The organism is Clostridium sp. BL-8 (assembly GCF_002006495.1).
Taxonomy (GTDB): domain Bacteria; phylum Bacillota; class Clostridia; order Clostridiales; family Clostridiaceae; genus Clostridium.
Genome location: NZ_LZZL01000013.1, coordinates 66,868 through 86,711 on the forward strand (window position 1 = coordinate 66,868; position 19,844 = coordinate 86,711).

20 protein-coding genes are annotated in these 19,844 nt (G+C 29.3%); all 20 read right to left on the reverse strand.

Features of this window, described 5'->3' with window-relative positions:
- Positions 1-4: 4 nt before the first annotated feature.
- The 20 genes from CLOBL_RS06610 to flgM all read right to left on the reverse strand — a co-directional run bounded on the left by CLOBL_RS06610 (position 5) and on the right by flgM (position 19,744).
- Positions 5-1,357: a Gfo/Idh/MocA family oxidoreductase gene (locus tag CLOBL_RS06610; RefSeq protein ID WP_077858298.1), complete on the reverse strand. Its 1,353-nt coding sequence runs from the start codon at positions 1,355-1,357 to the stop codon at positions 5-7.
- 36 nt (positions 1,358-1,393) lie between these two features.
- A complete protein-coding gene (locus CLOBL_RS06615; protein WP_242953793.1) occupies positions 1,394-2,254 on the reverse strand; it encodes a LicD family protein in 861 nt (286 codons plus the stop codon).
- Between the two features lie 217 nt (positions 2,255-2,471).
- On the reverse strand, positions 2,472-3,662 hold the full coding sequence (locus CLOBL_RS06620) for a hypothetical protein (protein ID WP_077858299.1): 1,191 nt from the start codon (positions 3,660-3,662) through the stop codon (positions 2,472-2,474).
- Between the two features lie 19 nt (positions 3,663-3,681).
- On the reverse strand, positions 3,682-4,746 hold the full coding sequence (locus CLOBL_RS06625) for a glycosyltransferase (RefSeq protein ID WP_077858300.1): 1,065 nt from the start codon (positions 4,744-4,746) through the stop codon (positions 3,682-3,684).
- Positions 4,747-4,916: 170 nt separating this feature from the next.
- Positions 4,917-6,059: an acylneuraminate cytidylyltransferase gene (locus tag CLOBL_RS06630; protein WP_077858301.1), complete on the reverse strand. Its 1,143-nt coding sequence runs from the start codon at positions 6,057-6,059 to the stop codon at positions 4,917-4,919.
- Positions 6,060-6,072: 13 nt separating this feature from the next.
- Positions 6,073-6,945: an N-acetylneuraminate synthase family protein gene (locus CLOBL_RS06635; protein ID WP_077858302.1), complete on the reverse strand. Its 873-nt coding sequence runs from the start codon at positions 6,943-6,945 to the stop codon at positions 6,073-6,075.
- 125 nt (positions 6,946-7,070) lie between these two features.
- Complete coding sequence (locus tag CLOBL_RS06640; RefSeq protein WP_077858303.1) at positions 7,071-7,424, reverse strand: hypothetical protein; 354 nt, start codon at positions 7,422-7,424, stop codon at positions 7,071-7,073.
- Between the two features lie 2 nt (positions 7,425-7,426).
- Positions 7,427-9,160, reverse strand: a complete 1,734-nt coding sequence (locus CLOBL_RS06645) for a 6-hydroxymethylpterin diphosphokinase MptE-like protein (protein ID WP_077858304.1) — start codon at positions 9,158-9,160, stop codon at positions 7,427-7,429.
- 135 nt (positions 9,161-9,295) lie between these two features.
- A complete protein-coding gene (locus tag CLOBL_RS06650; RefSeq protein WP_077858305.1) occupies positions 9,296-10,117 on the reverse strand; it encodes a flagellin in 822 nt (273 codons plus the stop codon).
- 152 nt (positions 10,118-10,269) lie between these two features.
- Positions 10,270-10,608: a hypothetical protein gene (locus CLOBL_RS06655; protein WP_077858306.1), complete on the reverse strand. Its 339-nt coding sequence runs from the start codon at positions 10,606-10,608 to the stop codon at positions 10,270-10,272.
- Positions 10,605-12,134, reverse strand: coding sequence for a flagellar filament capping protein FliD (gene fliD, locus CLOBL_RS06660; protein WP_077858307.1), 1,530 nt, complete (start codon positions 12,132-12,134; stop codon positions 10,605-10,607). The genes CLOBL_RS06655 and fliD overlap by 4 nt, the downstream gene beginning before the upstream one ends.
- Before the next feature lie 23 nt (positions 12,135-12,157).
- Positions 12,158-12,535 (reverse strand): flagellar export chaperone FliS, encoded by a 378-nt coding sequence (gene fliS / locus CLOBL_RS06665; RefSeq protein WP_077858308.1) that lies wholly within the window; start codon positions 12,533-12,535, stop codon positions 12,158-12,160.
- 11 nt (positions 12,536-12,546) lie between these two features.
- Positions 12,547-12,834, reverse strand: a complete 288-nt coding sequence (locus CLOBL_RS06670; RefSeq protein WP_077858309.1) for a hypothetical protein — start codon at positions 12,832-12,834, stop codon at positions 12,547-12,549.
- Positions 12,835-12,882: 48 nt separating this feature from the next.
- Complete coding sequence (locus tag CLOBL_RS06675) at positions 12,883-13,260, reverse strand: flagellar protein FlaG (RefSeq protein ID WP_077858310.1); 378 nt, start codon at positions 13,258-13,260, stop codon at positions 12,883-12,885.
- 41 nt (positions 13,261-13,301) lie between these two features.
- The gene (csrA, locus tag CLOBL_RS06680) at positions 13,302-13,520 is read right to left on the reverse strand and encodes a carbon storage regulator CsrA (protein ID WP_077858311.1); all 219 of its coding nucleotides are present in this window, start codon (positions 13,518-13,520) and stop codon (positions 13,302-13,304) included.
- A 4-nt stretch (positions 13,521-13,524) separates the two neighbouring features.
- Positions 13,525-13,950: a flagellar assembly protein FliW gene (gene fliW / locus CLOBL_RS06685; protein ID WP_077858312.1), complete on the reverse strand. Its 426-nt coding sequence runs from the start codon at positions 13,948-13,950 to the stop codon at positions 13,525-13,527.
- Between the two features lie 25 nt (positions 13,951-13,975).
- On the reverse strand, positions 13,976-17,062 hold the full coding sequence (flgL, locus tag CLOBL_RS06690; protein WP_077858313.1) for a flagellar hook-associated protein FlgL: 3,087 nt from the start codon (positions 17,060-17,062) through the stop codon (positions 13,976-13,978).
- 87 nt (positions 17,063-17,149) lie between these two features.
- On the reverse strand, positions 17,150-18,970 hold the full coding sequence (gene flgK / locus CLOBL_RS06695) for a flagellar hook-associated protein FlgK (RefSeq protein ID WP_077858314.1): 1,821 nt from the start codon (positions 18,968-18,970) through the stop codon (positions 17,150-17,152).
- A gap of 86 nt (positions 18,971-19,056) precedes the next feature.
- The gene (locus CLOBL_RS06700; protein ID WP_077858315.1) at positions 19,057-19,467 is read right to left on the reverse strand and encodes a flagellar protein FlgN; all 411 of its coding nucleotides are present in this window, start codon (positions 19,465-19,467) and stop codon (positions 19,057-19,059) included.
- Between the two features lies 1 nt (position 19,468).
- Complete coding sequence (gene flgM, locus CLOBL_RS06705) at positions 19,469-19,744, reverse strand: flagellar biosynthesis anti-sigma factor FlgM (RefSeq protein ID WP_077858316.1); 276 nt, start codon at positions 19,742-19,744, stop codon at positions 19,469-19,471.
- Positions 19,745-19,844 lie beyond the last annotated feature (100 nt).

Genomic DNA, 19,844 nt, shown 5'->3' on the forward strand with positions numbered 1-19,844 from the left:
TACCTCAATATTTTATACTATGTACATTTTTTCTTCTAACAAACGCCTCAATAGCTGCTGAAATTTCAATTGATTCATTTGACGTCAACTTAAATTCGTTCTTTCCATTGCCATTAATCCTTGAAATAAAATCACTAAGTTCATACCTTAATCCGTCTCCGATAAACTTAGAAATAAATTTTTCATTTTGACTAAAATCTTCATGTCTAACTTCAAAATATTGAGTTTTCCACCATGGAGCCTCAACATATATATATCCTTCAGTTCCTGAAATCAAAAGATTGCCTTCTGATTTTACCCCTAATCCAACTTTTGCAGTAGCAATTGAATTATTGTATTTAAAATGTATTTTAGTATATAAATCAATACCTTTATCATCTACGAAAGTTTCAAAATTAAGTTCTTTATAGTCTAAACCTAATAACTTAATAATTGCAAGAAGAGGATAACTTGCAAGTTCAGTAACACTCCCTCCAAATTCCTCTGGTTTTAATTCACGTATATCACCAGATACCAGCTTAGTAAAACATGCTTCTACATCACGTATTCTGCCTATTCGCCCACTTTTAGCAATAGCAAGAAGCTGTAAAAATCCAGGAGCATATGCTGTTTTTATTCCTTCAAGCAAAACAAGTCCTTTTTTCTTAGCAATACCAAAAACTTCTATTGCCTGCTCTTTTTTTAAGACAACTGGTTTTTCACACAATACATGTTTATTATTTTCCAAAGCCTTTTTTATGTAATCATAATGGGTTCCATGAGGAGATGCTATATAAACTGCATCTACTTTATCAAAGAAACCTTCCAAATCATTTGTAAAAAATTTCAATTCAAATTGCTTTGCGAAATTTTCTGCACTATTTATATTAGGATTATATACTCCTTCTAAATTAGTTCCGCTTACATATTTAGCTTCTGGTACAAATCTTTTAGCTATTCTCCCACTGCCTATGATGCCTAACTTTACTATATTATAATTTTTGTTTCTTATCATAGTACTAGAAACTCCCTTAGTACGTTCTAAATAAATAACATCACAATATTGTTTTAAATAATCAAACTTTCCTCTCCAATCAGAACCTACAACAAAGATATCCACTTCATGCTTTTGTATTTCTTCTACCTTTTGACCTTCGTGATCTTCTATAATAATTTCATCTGCAAATCCTGTTTTTTTTACATTTTCAATTCTTTCCATAAGAGAATCAATAATATTTAACTTTCCTCTATATTCATCATATTTTTCTGTTGTTATTCCTACTATCAAATAATCTCCAAGTTCTTTTGCACGTTTCAAAAGATTATAATGACCTTCATGGAATAAATCAAAAGATCCAAAAGTAATTACCTTCTTCATATTCTAACTTCCTCTACATTATTTTAATTAACAATCCTAATCCTTATTAGTTCTTACCTGTTCTATCTCTACAGGAACAAGCTTATAACGATTAAATGAATGCCCTTGACGCTGTTCTATCGGTGGCAATTCTTTATAATTACCAAATTTAAAAGTCAGATATCCATCATAATCCTTTGGCCCCGGAAAGTAGTATCCTTCAAATTCTATATTTTGAAGCTCCATATACCACCTTTTATAATAACCATAATATCCATTATCAGGTGTTGGAAAAGTTAAAATTCTAACCATTTCAGTGTTCTTTTTATTACTCACTATCATTAATTTGTTATACAATGAAAAAATTAAATTTCTAGGAACTATTGAAATCAGCATATATATGCATCTCATAAGCATATTTTTGTCACATTTTGCTCCGACTGCAGACCAAAGCATTTTTCGAATAACAGTACATGCAAAATTATGAATTTTACGTATGTAAACATTGTTTGGTACATTATCTAATGGGAATATATCAATAAAAACACCTGACTTATACGGCATATGCTCCTGTCCCTTACGTATAAATTCCGTCCCTACTCTTCGAATTTTCCCATATCCCCAACGATATCCAGGCGTATTTAAATGATTTTGAAAATAAAAACGTGTTGTATCTAACTCAGTTTCACAAGCTTTGCAAAACTTTTCATATTCACCACGAAGCATTGCTACATCCGCATCATCATCCCACGGAATATATCCTTTATGTCTTACAGCACCTAAAAGGGTTCCTGCTATAATGCAGTATTTTATGTTACATTTTTTACAGATACGTTCAACCTCTAAAAGCATCTCAAGCTGTATAAGCTGCATTTGCCGTAAATCCTCTGGAGACATAATCTTATAACTCATATCCATCTAAATCATCCTCTAATTATAAATATACATTCTATTATTTAATTATCGTAATTATACAAATTATCTTTAGAATAACATTAAGCACACCATAAATTGCTATAGTAAAAAATAGAAATTTATGGTGTGCTTTTTAATAAAATAATTGTTTCTTTGACATCTTTGTCACTTTAAATATTCTTTTTTGTTTCTAATTATTCCTGTGCTAACTCGATATTTTTCATTTACATTTTTTTAAATATGAGTTTAACATTTGGGTAAACTTAACTGCTCCACTATAATTCAAATGACAAACATCATAATACAATTTATTATCATAAGATATTTCCATATGATTTTTAAAATTACAATATTCAAATTCATATTTTTGCTTTGCTAATGAAATCATTTTTTCAAATTCCTCTTTAAATGAAACTATATTAGGAGATATATTTTCTAATTTTTCCATAGTATAATATCTTGGCATTAATAAAAGTATAATTTTAATATCTGGATTTATTTCTTTTAATATTTTTAATATCTCTAATAAATTTTTATAGTTTTCATCAACTACATCCTCATGCCTTACATTAAATATATGACTATTAAAGAAAGTCTTATCACAAGCATCTTCATCAATACAACTTGAATAAACTTTTTTTAATGGCACATCAGAATACCACAAAAAATCCACATGTTTTTGATAAACATTTAATGCTTTAAATGCTTTTCCATTATCAAATAAAAAACCTCGTACTTTTTTATATTTTTTAGCTCTTAAAGATGAATAATATCCAGCCAAAGTCAATTCTTTATCTATATTCCCATTAAAATTGCAATTAATAGGAAATCTATGCAAATCCTCCATGCATCCTCCATGAGCATAATAATATACTGCCATTCTTGAAACTGATGTATCCCAATTAAAATTCACATAATCATACATCTCTAATAAAGCAAATTTTAATTTGCTAATATTATCTTTATAATTGTTAATGCACTTTTTTAATACTTGAAGATCATAATATAAATCCTGGCTTCCATTTGACAAATTACACCACTTGCCATCTAAATATTCTGACCTGATACCATATGCAGCATGAGACAGTCCTAATATAATGCCATCATAAGCTATTCCTTTAGATACCTGCATAATATTATCAACTTTTTCTCCTGTATATGCTTCAAAAAAATCAATTATTCTGTCTTCAGATATTGCAGTATTTGTTAATAAAAATTGAATTATTTTTTCTGATTCTCTTCTGTTTCCTACAGCCAAAATAAAATAATCACATGAAAATTTTTTTAATTGTGTTAATTTATCATAATGTTCTTCTTCAATTTCTATATATTTTATAATTTTATGTTCTTTTTTTAAAGATTTTTCTACCAGCTTTATCTCTTTTTCTAAACCACATAAAATAACATTCATTCCTATAGATAGCTCTCCTTTATCTATTGTCCCTTATACTTCCCTTAGTTAATAATTTAATACGTTCTGTAGACAACTTATAACATTTGCTTTTTTCATAATATTTAATAGCTTCATCTATTTTTCCTAAACACTCTAATATTAATCCAATATTATAATTAGCTAAATAATCATTTACTCCTTTAGTTTTGCAATTTTTATATTTTTTTGCTTTTTCAAATTCCTCTATAGCCTTATCAAAATATCCATTATTCATATAAATATGCCCAACTAAAAAAACAAAATCTGCTGAATTATTAAATTCTGAATATACTCCTAATAAACTCATCGCCTCTTTGCATTTATCTTGATTTATCAGTGTATATCCATAACATTCTATCATATCTTGAACATATTCCAATTTTGTGTTCAAATCAAAATCTATAACCCGGCTAAAATAATGCTCCGCCATCTCATAGTTCTTTTCTACATAATAAGACTTGCCTAATTGATATAATATGTACGGATCTAAACCCTTAATCTCCAATTCACTTTTTAATAGTTCAATATTCCTGTTGATTTTATCCTTTCTATCTAATTGTTTTTTTTCATAGCCGCTGTGTTCAATAGTTACAGGTATATCATAAGTTAAATAATCTTCTCCACTTTTTGATACAATTTGTTCATGAATAATTCCTTCATATTTAAATAGGCTTTTACAAAAAAACCTGCTGATTTTTTCTCTAGATTCAAAGATTTCACTATTATTAGAATACCTATTTACTATAAGTATTCTACCAACTTTGTCCTTACATATATTTTTTTCTAATAACTTTTTATCAGTATTTATAACAACCTCATCTGCATCCAGTACTAATATGTATTCATTACTTGCCTTATCTATAGAAAAATTTCTTGCCTTGCTAAAATCTTTTTCCCATATAAAATCATAAACTTTATCTGTATATTTATATGCTATATCTTTAGTATTGTCAGTGGATCCTGTATCTACAATTATTATTTCATAGCCATATTTACTTATGCTTTTTAAAGAATTCTCTAATATTTCACTTTCATCTTTTACTATCATGCAAATGCTAATCATTACTTACTCCCTATAATAACGTTTTATTATATCAATAATTTGAAAATATCTAATACTTATAAATGTGCAGCTATAAGTATTAGATAAATATTTCGTACTTTTTTCATTTTAAACTATTATATTAACTTTTATCTAAATGTCATTAATTAAAATCTCATTACTTTTTATAATTATCTTTGAAGTAATATTTCAGCTATTTCTCGTATAGCTCCTTCTCCACCATTTACTTTAGTTACATAGTCTGAAGCTTCTTTTACAACTTCCATTGCATCATTTACTGCACATCCAAAGCCAACATTCTTTATTACTTCTAAATCATTTATATCATCACCTATATATGCGACCTCCTGTAGAGTTACAGCATATTTATCACATATTTCTTTTACTATTTCTAATTTATTACCTATTCCCATATGTAATTCATCAACCTTAAGTTTATCCGCTCTCATTTTTATAAGTTCTCTTTCTTCACCAGTAATTATTCCTGTTTTTATCCCATGCTCTCTTAATATTTTAAATGCCATGCCGTCTTTTGCATTGAATTTTTTTAATTCATCACCATTTTCACTATAATACATTCCACAATCAGTTAAAACTCCATCACTATCGGTTAACAAAATTTTAATATTTCCAAATTCGTTTTTTTTTCTGCTTTTCTTTAGTAATTGTTCTGTTATAATCCAATCAGATATCTCATCAATTTCAGTATATGAGTCTTCATCCATTTCTACATATCCTATTTTGCCTGATATTCTACATTGATTTTTTAACAATAATTCTTTACTTGTAATATAAAATGCTCCATTTTCAACTAAAAAACCATTAAATTCCTGTCTTCTAGGTCTATTTAAATAATCATAGTTTAATGGGTTGACTGCTTCATCTTCATTATCTTGCCATATAAATCGTTTTTGTCTTACTAGTGAAATTATACTATCTGCTTCTTTACATTTTAACTTTTCAAATCCTTCATCAATATTCTTAGCTAAAATTAATGGAGATGTTGCTTGAATTAAAATAATTTTATCAAAATCATATTCATCTGCAAATTCCAGCATGCAAAATTCAGTACTTGCTGTATCACTTGCACTTTCTTCTGATCTGCCTATCACCTTTACTTTATTTGATGGATATTTTTCTACTACTTTTCTAATTTTTTCACTATCTGTTGCAACATAAACTATATCAATATGTTTTGAGTTAACAGCAGCATCTAAGCTCCAATATATAAGTGGTCTTCCAGCAATTAATTTTATATTTTTTAGCGGGATAGATTTACTACCTCCTCTTACCGGTATAAAAGCAACATTCATAATATTCCCCTCACTATTTTTTTCTATATTTTAGTTTTTCTCTTTGCACCATTTCTACCTCTAACATCTCACTCTTTTTATTAGTTAATGATAAATAAGTAGCATTTAAATTTCTGACTAACTTTCTAACTCCATCCGGTTCTAATGATGCAGCATGATCCGTTCCTTTCCAAGTTCTGTTCAAGGTATAATGTCTTTCTATTGTTGTTGCGCCTAAAGTATATGCTGCCACATCTACTGCAATACCATTATGATGACCTGAAAAGCCTATTTCTTTTACTCTATCTCCATACATATCTTTTAATCTAGTAATTTCTAATAAACAAACATCTTCAAAGTCTACAGGATATCCAGACGTACACGCATATAAAACCAGATCTTTATTTCTTCCTTTGTGTTCAAATAAACTTATTAATTCTTCTTCTTCTTCTCTAGTAGTCATTCCTACCGATACCTGTATCTCTCCATTATAATTTTCACATAACCATTCTAACATTTCATAGTGGTTGTTACAGGCCGATGGTATTTTTATAAAACTAGGATTTATTGATGCAATTTCTTTAGCAGAAGTTAAATCCCACACTGATGTACTGTATTCAATTTTTGCTTCCTCACACCATTTTTTTAATTGCTTATGTTGTTCTAAATCAAACTCCAAATATTCTCTATGCTCTCCATATGTACTTCCGTATGAATTTTCCGGATTAGGATGAGGTTTGTTATATTGTTCTTCAGTTAGTAATTCTTTATTGTTTCTCTTTTGAAATTTTACTGCATCAGCTTTACAAAATACTGCTGCACATTGAATAAGCTCTTTTGCAATACTCATATCTCCCTTATGATTACATCCTATTTCTGCAATTACTCTTGGTTTTTTATAATTCATATGTATACCCCTATCTATTTAAATATTTTAATTGTATCTTATTCTGTTATATACTATTTTTATATTTTTAATTTCACATAAATAACATTCTTTGTTTGTCTAAAAACAGCCTATTTCATATTATGTTATTTACTTGAAATCACCTCTCTTATATTACCTTGTATTTTTTCAAGTAATGGTAAAAATTCATATTGAAATAAGTCTCCAACTAATACATAATCTTGATTTTCAAAAGCTTCTATCATTTCTCGTAATATTTCATCCATATTCTCTATAGAAATATTACCCTTATGTAAATCTGTAGAATTATTTATTGCATCTATAAGTTTTTCTACTTCTTCAACAACAGCAACTATCAAATTCATACCATTACTTTCTTGCCCAGAATTAATTTTATCTGTTAATTCTAGTATTCTAATTTTAATATTATCTATATATCCACTGGCATTTGCTAATATTTGAATTTTATCTTCCATCATTACTAATTTTCTCCTTTCATTTCACTTATTTTTTCTTCAATCTCTTCATAGCAGATTTCTAAAATTCTTCTAATTTCTGAATATAATGCATTACTTCTATTTAACTCCTTATTAAAAGCTGTAATTTTGCTGTCAGAATAATTTACTATAAATTTGTCGTCATGCTCTATATATACAACTACTTCCATTAATACTGTGGTTAATAAAGTAATCTCATGATTTTTTTCTATAATTTTTCTGTCTAGTACATTTAATTTTTCTATATTTTTATCTACTTCCCTCTGGTTATTTGAACGATAACTTATCTCATAATCTTTTAAAGTTATTTGAGCTGTCTTACAGATTTCAACATAATCTTTAATTTGTATTAAAGTTAATTCCAATTGATTTATAATATCATCAGTTTTATTCACATTATTAAAAAATTTTTTCATAGGAATTATTTTTTCTTCTTTTAGTTCTTTTAAAACATCTCTTAACCTTCTATTTTCAGTTCCTTCTATATTAGCTCCGCCTTCAGTAGCATTTATAAATTTAATGTTTTTATTATGTTCAATTAGATTTTCAAGAGCTACCCTAAAATCATTAAAAAGTAAACTTGTTCGTACCAGCTTACCATCTATACCTTTTACATATATATTATTTTCATCTTCATTTCCATCAGGATTTGGATTTCCATCTTTATCAACGCAACCAATTGAATATTTTCTTTCATCAGTATATGCTAAGTCTTGACCTATAAAAATAATCGGATTACATCCCATATATATTGCTAAATTAGTTAGTGTATGAGCTACTGATCCTCCTGCAAACAAATTAGTTATCTTCTGTTTGAAAGCTTTTTCAATAAGATCACAATCACTATAAAAAAATTTTTCCGCCTGATGTTCTTTTACAACATCAGGATTAGATGATTCATTAAAAAGTAAAGGACAATTGATTTTTCCTATAAAGTTTTCTACTAATTTATATGTATTTTCCACCGGATCAATAACCCCTAAACAAGTTGGAGTAATATCTCTTTCCAAAAGTGCTCCTAAGTTTCTTCCACCTGTTAGTATTACTGCATTATCTACACCTTTAAGTTCATTTATATTCTTAATTAGCGACGGACCTGCTGAAACTATTATTACTGGTTTATTTTCATAAACATTCTTCAGAGAATTTACCGGTGTTGACTCTCCAATATATTTTAAATTTGATATAGAATTATCAAAAAATTTTTTTCCAAGGTATTTATATGTGTTTCTATTAATTTTTTTGCTTATTACCAAATTTCTTATTATGATAAAAGCATCTCTCCACTCTTTTTTATATATCTTTCCATAATTACAATATTCTTTTACTTGCAATCTTTCAGAATTAAATTCATTTATGTTTTTCAAAATAAAATTTTTAACATCAGCTTTCTTAGAAGTAATTGTTAATCTTTCATTTTCAATAATTTTACTTATAACTTCATCATTTTTACAATACTCTATAAGTTCTTCATTAAATTCTATTATTAATATTTTATTACTTTCATTAATAGCTTTTAGTAATTCCTGTATATGCTCGCCAAAGGATAATCCAAATATTATAAAAGTGTCCTTAGATGTAGTTTCTTCAATTGAACTTAAAAATTTTTCTATTTCTCTTTTTTGATTATATTTACTTCCAAAATATATTTTTTTGTCATTTCTATTAACTTTTAATACTTTATATCCATCCCTCGATATCTCAATGTCCAAATTCATTTTAATCACTCCTAATTAATTTATCGCATATTTTCCGTTTTTCTTTATATGGTAAATCAATTTAATTTTTAACGCAAAAACGGGCACCGTTATAATAACAGTGCCCATCTTTTAGCTCTAAATTCCAAAAATGAATTATCCTCTTAATAATTGAAGAACATTTTGTGAATTTGAATTAGCTTGTGATAACATTGATTGTGCTGCTTGAACTAATGTATTTTGTGAAGAATAGTTCAAGTATTCCTTAGCCATATCAACGTCTCTTATTCTTGATTCAGCTGCTGATAAGTTTTCTGAAGTATTATCTGTAGCTGTAACAGTATGTTCTAATCTGTTTTGAACTGCTCCTAAATTAGCTCTCTTAGTAGAAACAGAGTTTATAGCTGTATCTAATGTAGCTAATGCTGCAGAAGCTTTAGATCTAGTTGATAAACTGAAGTTTGATGAATCTACTCCTAATGTAGTTGCAGTAGCACTTGTTAAGTTAAGTGTAATTTTTTGTCCAGCATCTCCACCAACTTGGAAGCTTAAAACACCTGATGCTGAATTTAATACTTGTAAGCCATTGAATTTAGTTTGTGTAGCTAATCTTGATATTTCTGATTGTAATTGTGTAACTTCTGTGTTAATTTGTCCTCTATCACTTGAAGTTAATGTGTCATTAGCAGCTTGAGTTGCTAATGTTTTAAGTCTTTGTAACATTGATTGAGTTTCATTTAATGCACCTTCTGATGTTTGAATTAATGAAATACCATCTTGTGCATTAGTTGAGCCTTGATCTAATCCTCTAATTTGAGATCTCATTTTTTCTGAGATTGCAAGACCTGCAGCATCATCTCCAGCTCTGTTAATTCTATAACCTGAACTTAATTTTTCACTTGCCTTTGCAGCAGCGTCATTGTTAATGTTTAAGTTTCTGTTAGCGTTCATTCCGCTTAGATTGTGTCTGATTACCATAATAAATTCCTCCCTGATTTTGAAAATTTAGACTTCCATGTCTTTTTTAATTTATATCAACTCTTAAGAGCTAATAACTTATAAGCTTTATATTTATATATTCGCTGACATTTATAATAACTTTAGAGTTTTTTTTATATTTTTTTCATTAATTATGCTTTTCCTCTAAATAAAACAAATTTTTCTTGCTGTAAACTTTTATAATTTCTTCTTGCCAACTTAGCTGTTCTTATATTTTCTATTTTCTTTTTTATTTTCACCATTTCTTTTTTTATTGTTAGCTCAAGCTCATTTTCTATAGCTGGTATATTAAGTTCATCTAGATTTCTTCTAATTTCCTCTTCATCATACTTTGCTTCTTTTATCTCTTTCAAAAGATTATTTTTCTTTCTTAATAGTAAATCTGATAATTCTTGATTTTCTTTTACTCCTTCTATCAAATCTACAATTGTGCTTTCATATTCTTCTAATTGCTGTCTTAAACTTATCATGATGATGATGATGAGAATACACTAGATGAAGATTGCAATTCAGTTAATCTTGATTCTAACTGTGAATACTTATTATACAGAGCTGTTTCTTTATCTGACAATTCATCTTGATATTGCGTAATTAAATCATTTTGATCCTGTAATTCTTTATAAAACTCGTTAGTAGTTGCAGTTACTGGATTATCATCAGTTCCACATAATTGTGAAAATGTTGAAGTTGTTGTCATTACATTATTATTAAAAATCACCTTAAGTTTTGCTGCTATCCCATCAGTTTTTGAATTAGTAGTTGAATATGAAGTAATACTCTTACTGCCATCCAAAAATAAAGATTGTATTTTCGAAAAATTACTTTGATCTTGAAGAGCAGTTGTTAATTTACCTGAATCTACTGTATACGTTCCATTTTTAGTCGTATAATCATCAACAGGTTTTATACCAAAGGATTCTAAATCTACACCACTACTTTTCATAAATGTTGACATAGCATCTTTCATTTGCGAAGCCAGAGTGTCCAAATACTTATCACCATGAAGTAATCCAGTTTGAGCTTGCGTATTCCAACTACTTATTTGAGTATCAGTCATGTCTTTCTTTTGTGCATCTGTTAACGGCTGATAATCATTATCATAGCTTGCATAATACTGCGTATTTATACTAGTTATTAAAGTATTATAGTCATTAATGAACGACTCTATATTATCTTCAAGATCACTTACATCTCTACTGCCTGTTAATGTTGTTGTTCCAGTATTTGTAAAATTAAAATTCACTCCATCAACTGTTAATGAATTTGAATTATAACCTGTTTTATCAACATTAGTATCAGTAGACTCTCCTACTATATAATCATTACCTGAACCATCTGTAATTGTCGCATGAAGATTTTTCCCCGTTACAGAAACTGTTGCTGCAGTAGATGTATCGCTTGAACTTGATATATTGTAGGTATTCAACTTAGCACTACTTCCTAATGCATCAGTCTTTATAACTATTCCTTTAGAATAACTACTATAAGTAGCCGAAACACCTGACCCACTAAGCTTTGAATTTAATGCTGACGCTATCTTTGATAAATCTCCACCACAGTTTGATATTTCACTTGAAGTAAGACCTATTTTTGTTGTTCCTCCATCAATTGACACAAACAATCCATCTGTATATGAATCCATGCTCGTAATTGTTGTAGTTGCTGATGCTGCCAATTGCGTAACACTAATATTATAATTATTGACACTTACACCAGCGTTAGATGACGCTGTAGCTATTGAAGAATCTGATGATGCATATGTATTCGTGTTCCAATTACTATCTTTTCCTATATAATCATCACTAGTAATATCCAAATACTTTTTATAAAAAGTTGAGACATCTGATCCTATAGATTTATATGCTGTTTGTTCCCATTCTAATTTCTGTTGCTTCTGTTTTGCTTGGTCTAATTTGTTTTGATAAAATGATGATCCCGCTTCAACTAAAGCATCTACATCTAAACCTGAAACTAATCCAGTTATTCTAGTAGTCATTTTTTACCACTCCTTAATATATTTTAATGTTTTTTAGCTTCTTTATAGCAATCACTCCATAGCTGTCTCACTGATTCAATTAACGGAATAATTTCATCAAGAATTCCTAAATCTTTCTTTAAATTAATCTCTACCAATTTGTCTTTTATATATCTGTATACTTCAAATAAATTAGACAACCACTCTGCTTTAGATACATCTAAAGTGACCATTAATTCTATGAATATATCCTGAGTTTTTATTAAATAATCGTGTGCCTTTTTAATATCTTTATCTACAATAGCTTGTCTTGATATTTTAGCAAATTTAACAGCCCCATCTACGAGCATCAGAAGTAATTGTTCCTTTGATGCATAAGTTACACTATTGTTTTTATAAATATTATATCCATTTGAATACATTTTTTGTCCTCCTACTTTCTGGTATCCAATATTCTTCCTTTAGAGTTACCTTCATATATTTGTTCTTCTTTTTCCACTTCCACAGATAATACATCTTCCAAATTTTTAACTCCGTCTACTGTTATAACCTTATTTTTTCTTTTATTATTTTCTTCAGGTTTTTCGTATTGCTTTTTAGTATTATCCTTTAAGTTATTATTAACGCTTATTTCTTTCGCAGAATGTATCTTGTCGGTCTTTATTTGTTCTTCAACTTTATCTCTAGCAATGATATCTATATTATTTTTTATAAATTCCAACTCCTGCACACCTTCCTTAAATAAAATGCTTTTTAATATATCTTTATTTTATGCCCTTTTATCTATAAGGCCCGCATTTTCAAGTAAACCGGCTATAGCATCCAATAATTTTTCTTTTGGAATTTCCATAACTACTTCATCAGTTTCATCATTAACTATTTTTATAACTGTTCTTCCTAATTTTTTATACACCGAATATTCTGCATGGGTTTTATCCTTTTCTAAAAGTTTATTTAATTTTTCAATAGCCTCTTTATCTTTATTATTAATAGTTTCATTTGTATTTTTACCATCAATATTTTGTTCCGTAGTTTCTTTGGAATCTGGTAATTTTTCAGAATTCGAAGTCCCCTCTTCCAAAGTCTTACCAGAATTATCATATTGATTTACAGAACTAAAATCACTTAAAACCGCTTTAACATCCATGTTTACGCTTCCTCCTTGATCAATAACAATTTCTACTTAGTCTATTTTTTCTTCATATTTCTCAATAAATTTATATCCACATTAACTGCTGCTTTATTTTCTTTTTCAACTTCCTCATAAAGTTCCTTTCTTAATATAGATACATCTTTAGGGGCATTTATTCCTATCTTTACAGAACCATCCTCTATCTTGTTGATGACAATTTCTATATCATCGCCAATCATAAATGATTCACCTTTTTTTCTTGTGATAATCAGCATATCATCACTCCCTTACTAAAGGTTGTTTGACTTTATATTTAGAATTATCTACTATTATTTGTTCCCCTAAATTATTCGAAATATTAATAATAATTGGCCCTTGTAAGTTAGTAGTAATTTTCTCAGGATCTGAATTCAATGTTACTGTATTTATTAATTTCACTTCTTCTGGCGATTTAATATTTAAATTCTTAACAGTATCTTCATTTAATTTTATCTCATATTCTTTAAAAAAATCAAAAGGTGAAATCACTATAATTCCAATATTTTCATCTTCTATAGAATGAAGTAACTTGAAAGGTTCTAATCCCTCTAAATCCACAAGAAAAAACTTTTTTAAATCCCCAAATCCTAAAATTCCTTTTTTAAAAGTAATTATATCTTTTTCTTCATATTTAATTTCACCATGAATTTTTGAATTAAATATCATTTACTTTTCTCCTTCCATAGGCGGTTTATAGATAATCCAATAATGTCATTTTTAAAACTTGAGAACTCACTTGAAGGCTTGCTTTATACACTGTTTGGGCAGATGAATAATACACTTCTTTTTCTGCAATATCAATGTCTTGTATATCTGATAATGATGCTGTCATATTATAGTTTTGATCATCATTAACATTTGCTGCAGTATCCATTCTATTTTGCATTGTTCCAACTTTTGAACGATAAGTTGTAAAATTATCTATTACTTCATCAAATTGAGTTAGATCAGCTCCATTAAGATTAGCTATAGCCGCACTTTTATCTGAAGCAGTTGCAGTCTTATCAGATGCTGTTCCTAAGTCTTGTATGATAGTTGAAAGGATAGACATAGCATTAACATTATTACCACTGCTATCTTTAAATTCTAATAAATCAGAAGCTGATACATTATAATTAACTGAAACCCCGTCTGAAATATCTGCATATAAATCTGAATCAACTTGTGCTAATTGAGAAACCTCTCCATTATTTAAGATTTGATTAATCTCAGTCTTTCTTTGCGGAGTTGTGCTTGGATCTTTCAATTCATTTTGTAAATTTCTTATATCAGACACAGTTATCTGACTATTAGCAGTAGTTGATGATAAAGTCAGATCTCCTGCTGCATCTACATAAACATCATCATCTGCTGTAAGCTCTGTATTAGTTGTAGTTCTCGATGTTATTATTTTTCCGTTGCTATCTGCGTATAAAGATTCTCCCGTTTTTAGAAGGTTAGTTTTTACTTGCCCACTTCCGTCAATATATAATGTTGTTGTTGATGGTATTGGTGTGTTTTGAACTCCAGCTGTAGTTGAGTTCTTTACTACATTACCATTTGCATCTACATATAAATCTTGCCCTGATGGTAGTGCGTTTGTTGCCGGGCTTCCTATAGGTACATTAGTTACATTTCCATTTGTATCTACATATAACTGTGTTGTTGACCTTGTTATCCCAATAGGTTGAGTCGTTATGTTTCCATTTCCATCATCATATAGCTGAACATCTGATGTTATTAAGGTATTAGCCTGTACTGTTGTTAAATCTCCGTTTACGTCTTTATATAAAACAGTTTTACTACTATCTATTGCTGTGTTTGCCACACTACCATCTGTAGCTTCAGTAGTTATATTTCCTTTTGAATCTGTATATAGCTGAGTAGTTTTCAAATCTATTGGTTCATTTGGTGGTGCTTGTCCTTTTAAAGTTGTCACTCTTCCAAATGCATCTTTATATAGAGTATTTTTTGAATCTACTAATGTATTTGTTGCCGAATTTGATACATTTCCATTTGCATCCTGGTACAATTTATCATCTGAATCTATCAACGTATTTTCTCTGGTCTCAGATACAGTAATATTTTCATAGTTATCTATATATAAAGAATCAGTCAACAATATTTTAGTATTTCCTGTTCCATTATTAGTAATATATCCGTTACTATCAGTATATAAAGTAATTTGATCTGATGGAATTACCGTATTTGGTGGCGTTACGTTTCCAATTACAGCTTTTGCTTGAGCATTTGTAGCTGTTGTGTCTATGCTTAAATCATCCCTTACTGATACCGCTTTATTATTAACTATTTGATTTGTTGTTACATTTCCATTTAAATCTACATATACTGTATCAGTTGGTTGTAAAGAATTATTAGCATTGCCACTAGAATCTTTTGCCATTGTAGTTACATTTCCGTTTGCATCTCTATATAAAGTTGTACCTGAAAGTACTTCTTCGTTTGCTGGATATCCTCCTGGTGAAGTAGTTACATTTCCATTTGAATCCTTATATAAATGTATTTCCTTATTAGTTGAAGAAGTCGGTGTTGAATTCACTACATTTTGAGTTGCGGGATCTATATATGCATTATTCCACAAATCTTCCAAAGTAGACTGTCTTTGACTTAAATCTGTAGTACCTGAATTCGTTAAATCTCCTCTAGAATCCATATATACATCACCAGAACCGTTTATTGTAGTTTGCGTATATCCACTTCCTGGTGTATATTGTGAAACTTGAATAGTTGTTACTGATGCAGCTTGCGATATTTGAGTATTAACTGTAACCGATGATGTTGTCACATTTCCCAATTCATCTGTATATATCGGTGTTGCAGTATCTATCTGTTTATTTCCTACAGCATTTGTAGTTGTAACTCTGCCAGTTGAATCTTCATATAAAGTTGTTCCTGTAGGTATTAATGTATTAGATATTCCACTTGTTGTTGCATTTGTTGTTACCTTACCATCAGAAGTCAAATATAGTAATTCATCATCTGAAGTTATCAATTTATTTTCTGTAGTTTTTGCTGCTGTAATATTTCCATTTTGGTCTTGATACAACTCATCTCTCAACAGAAGAGGATTAGTGTTTGCCCCCGGTGATGTAGAAACAACTCCTGTTGTCTTATCTACATATAAAGAACTCCCTTGTACTATTAGTGTATTATCTACTCCATTTGTTGTTGAATCTGTTGTGACTTTCCCATTTGAATCTAAATATATTGGGGTTGCTGAGTTATAGTTTGTATTATTCGAAATAGCATCATTAACAACATTCCCACCTGCATCAAGATATACATTTATTGTTGTTCCATTACTATCTATATAACTCATATTACCATTGCTATCTACTGTAATAGACTTGGAATCAGTTTTACTTCCACCGAATATATAGTTTCCAGCATATGAAGTATTTAATTGATCACCTAATTCCTTAACGCATGCCACTACTTCATCCTTAATTGATGATATTTCATCTTCTGTATATGTCCCATTACCAGCCTTAACCAAAAGATCTCTAATTCTTGATAATACATTATTAGTTTCACTTAAAGCCGTATCAGTTGTATCAAGCAAATGATTTATACTTTTTATATTGGAACTATACTGAGTATTAGCAGAAATACCATCATTCATGCTCATGATTTTTGAAGCACCAATTGGGTCCTCTGCACCGCAGTCTATGTTTTTCCCTGAAGATAATTGATTTTGAAGCACGCTCATGTTTCCATAATTCGTCTGCAAATTTCTAAGATAGTTAGTATTTAACATCGAATTTGTAATTCTATACATTTTGAATCTCACCTCTTTATAATTTCATAAAAAATTATTACTATTTTATATATTTTTATATACTAAATGTACTTGAGTTACTCAATACTATTTTACTAAACCTATTACTGTATCCAATAAATCACTTACTGTAGATATTATTTTTGCACTTGCCTGATATGCATGTTGAAATTCTATCAAATTTGACATTTCTTCATCTAGTGAAACTCCAGAAACAGATGTTCTGTTATCTTCATAGATATTTAAATTGCTTTCCCAATTAGTAGAAGAGCTACTCGCTTCATTAGCGTCACTATCTATACCACTAACAAGATTTGAGTAATAATTACTTAAGGTTGTTCCATTTGATGCACTTGATTTTAATGCACAGTCCTTATCATCTGCCCAAGCTAAACCAGTGCCAGATGCAGAAGAAAAAAAGTCAGCCCTTGTTGAAGAATTTGTAGTATTAACACTGCTATAATCTATTTTTAAGCTTGCAATATTAGCCATCGCTAAAGCCCTTGCTCCATCATTACCACTACTATTTGATGTATTACAATTTAGATTTGACGCATTTAAATTCGAATTTATTGCTATATTTTTAGCACTAATGCCATCATCCGTAACTGACGATGATGTTGATTTATCACTGTTTATAAATATTGGTACATTATTTGGAAGACTTGAATTTGCAGTTCCATCTGTGCTTCCTGTTTGAATTGCATTTACTGTATATGCAAATGTTATTGCAAATGCATCTAATTCACTTTTGTAACCCTCTATTTTATTTTGCGTTTCTATATTTCCACCAACATCTCCCTTGCTTGGTGTAAATATAGATTTTTCTATTGTTGCTAAATCTGTCGTTATTGACGTTGTTGTTGCTCCATCTGTTAGGTTCGCAGTTACATCGCCACCTGTTACTGAGCCAATGCTAACAACACCATCTTTATCAGCAGTTAATATTCTATTTGTTTCAAAACTACTTTTTAATTTTTCTGCATCTGCATCACTTAACCCTGTTAATGTAATTGTGTCCTTATTGCCTGAATCTCCAAGTTTATCATAAGTTATTGTTAATGAATAGGTACCATTTCCACTTCCATCATCTGTTGGATCAGTAACGCTATCAACATAAGAAAATCTTGCAGAACTAGTACCTGTAGTATCTGCTGAATCTACTAATTTAATTGAAGGGTCATCTGATGATGTAATATCTAAACCATCATTATCTCCTTCCTTTACTGTTATTCCAAATTGCTTACTTAGTGTATCTATATCATTATCTCTTCTATCCATTAAGTCATTTGCAGTCAATCCCTGTGCAGTTATCTTTTCTATTTGCTTGTTATAATCATTAATTTCATCCAATAAGCCATTAATTGATGTTACATTTGTTTGCAATTGCTGCTGAAGATTGCTTTCTTCTGTATCCAATTCTTTATATCTAGTACTTATGTCATTTGCCAAGGTCTCTGCTGCTGAAATTGCTACAGTTTTATTACTGTCAGTATTACCTGTTGCAGTAGATAACTCTTGAAGATCATTGTAAAAATCACTTAAATCCTTTTTTAAACCTTCATCAGAACTAGTTTCATCAAGCTCCTTTGAAACAGCAGACAAATATGAATCCTGTATATCATAGTACGAACTTTCTGTTTGTGTATCTCTAACTTGCTTATCAATAAATGTATCTCTAATTCTTTGTATTGATGTTATTTCTACACCTGTTCCTATCTGTCCTACTGAAATGCTGTCAAATTTCGAATTTCCTCCCGAAGGAGTCGTAGTTGTTGCATTTGCTCTTTGCCTAGTGTACCCAACTGTCTCCGAATTTGATATATTATGTGATGTTACATCTATGTTAGTTTGTTGCGCCGATAATCCTCTTTTTCCAATTGAAAAGGTATCAAACAATCCTCCCATTTATTAATATCCACCTTTCTATTATTAACTTATTATTTCTAATTTGAAATTTCACTTTGCTTAATATTTCATAAAGAACAACCGTGCTATCTTGATAAGTTTCCAAATGAAGTATATGTTTTTATCCTTCTATCTGGATTAATCACAGCCAGCATTTTATTTGTGAATAAAAGCTGCTGCTTTAATATCATTTCATTTGTTTCCTTTTGCGACATTACTGTTTTTAATGTGATTCCAATTTTTTTATAGGCCTTTTTCAATTCAACGTTATCAGAATTTGCTACCACTTCTGAAAGTTTCATTTCACCTAATAGCTGTCTTCTTTGCAGCTCTTCTTTTGCAATTTCTTTGCTAACTCCAATAAGCTTATCAACTAATCCTTCTAGACCAAATAAATCCTTTTTTACTGCCATATCACATTGTACTTTTAACAGTTCAAAAAGTGTCTGCAAATCTTTTTCTTGATCTATCATTAACTTAATAAGTTCATCTATCATGTTATGACTTATCCTCCTTCATGATATTTATCATACTTTTTGCAGTTAATTTTGCATCAACATTATATGTTCCGCTTTCAATTTTACTTTTTATTTCAGCTATTTTTTCTGCACTATTTTTATCTGAATTTATAGAATATTCATTAAGATTTTTTCCTATTGATGATATTTCTATTGTATCCGAGCTCTTAACGGTACCTGTCTTTCCCGCACGTTCACTACGGTTTGAATTATACGCATTTATATATGTTAAGCGATTAATTCCATTTATACTCATACTTTAATCCTCCATATTTTTGCTTGTTATTTTATTATCGTATACTACTTAATTAAGTTTACACCTTTTTCTAATAAAAAAATCTCAATATCAATACCTG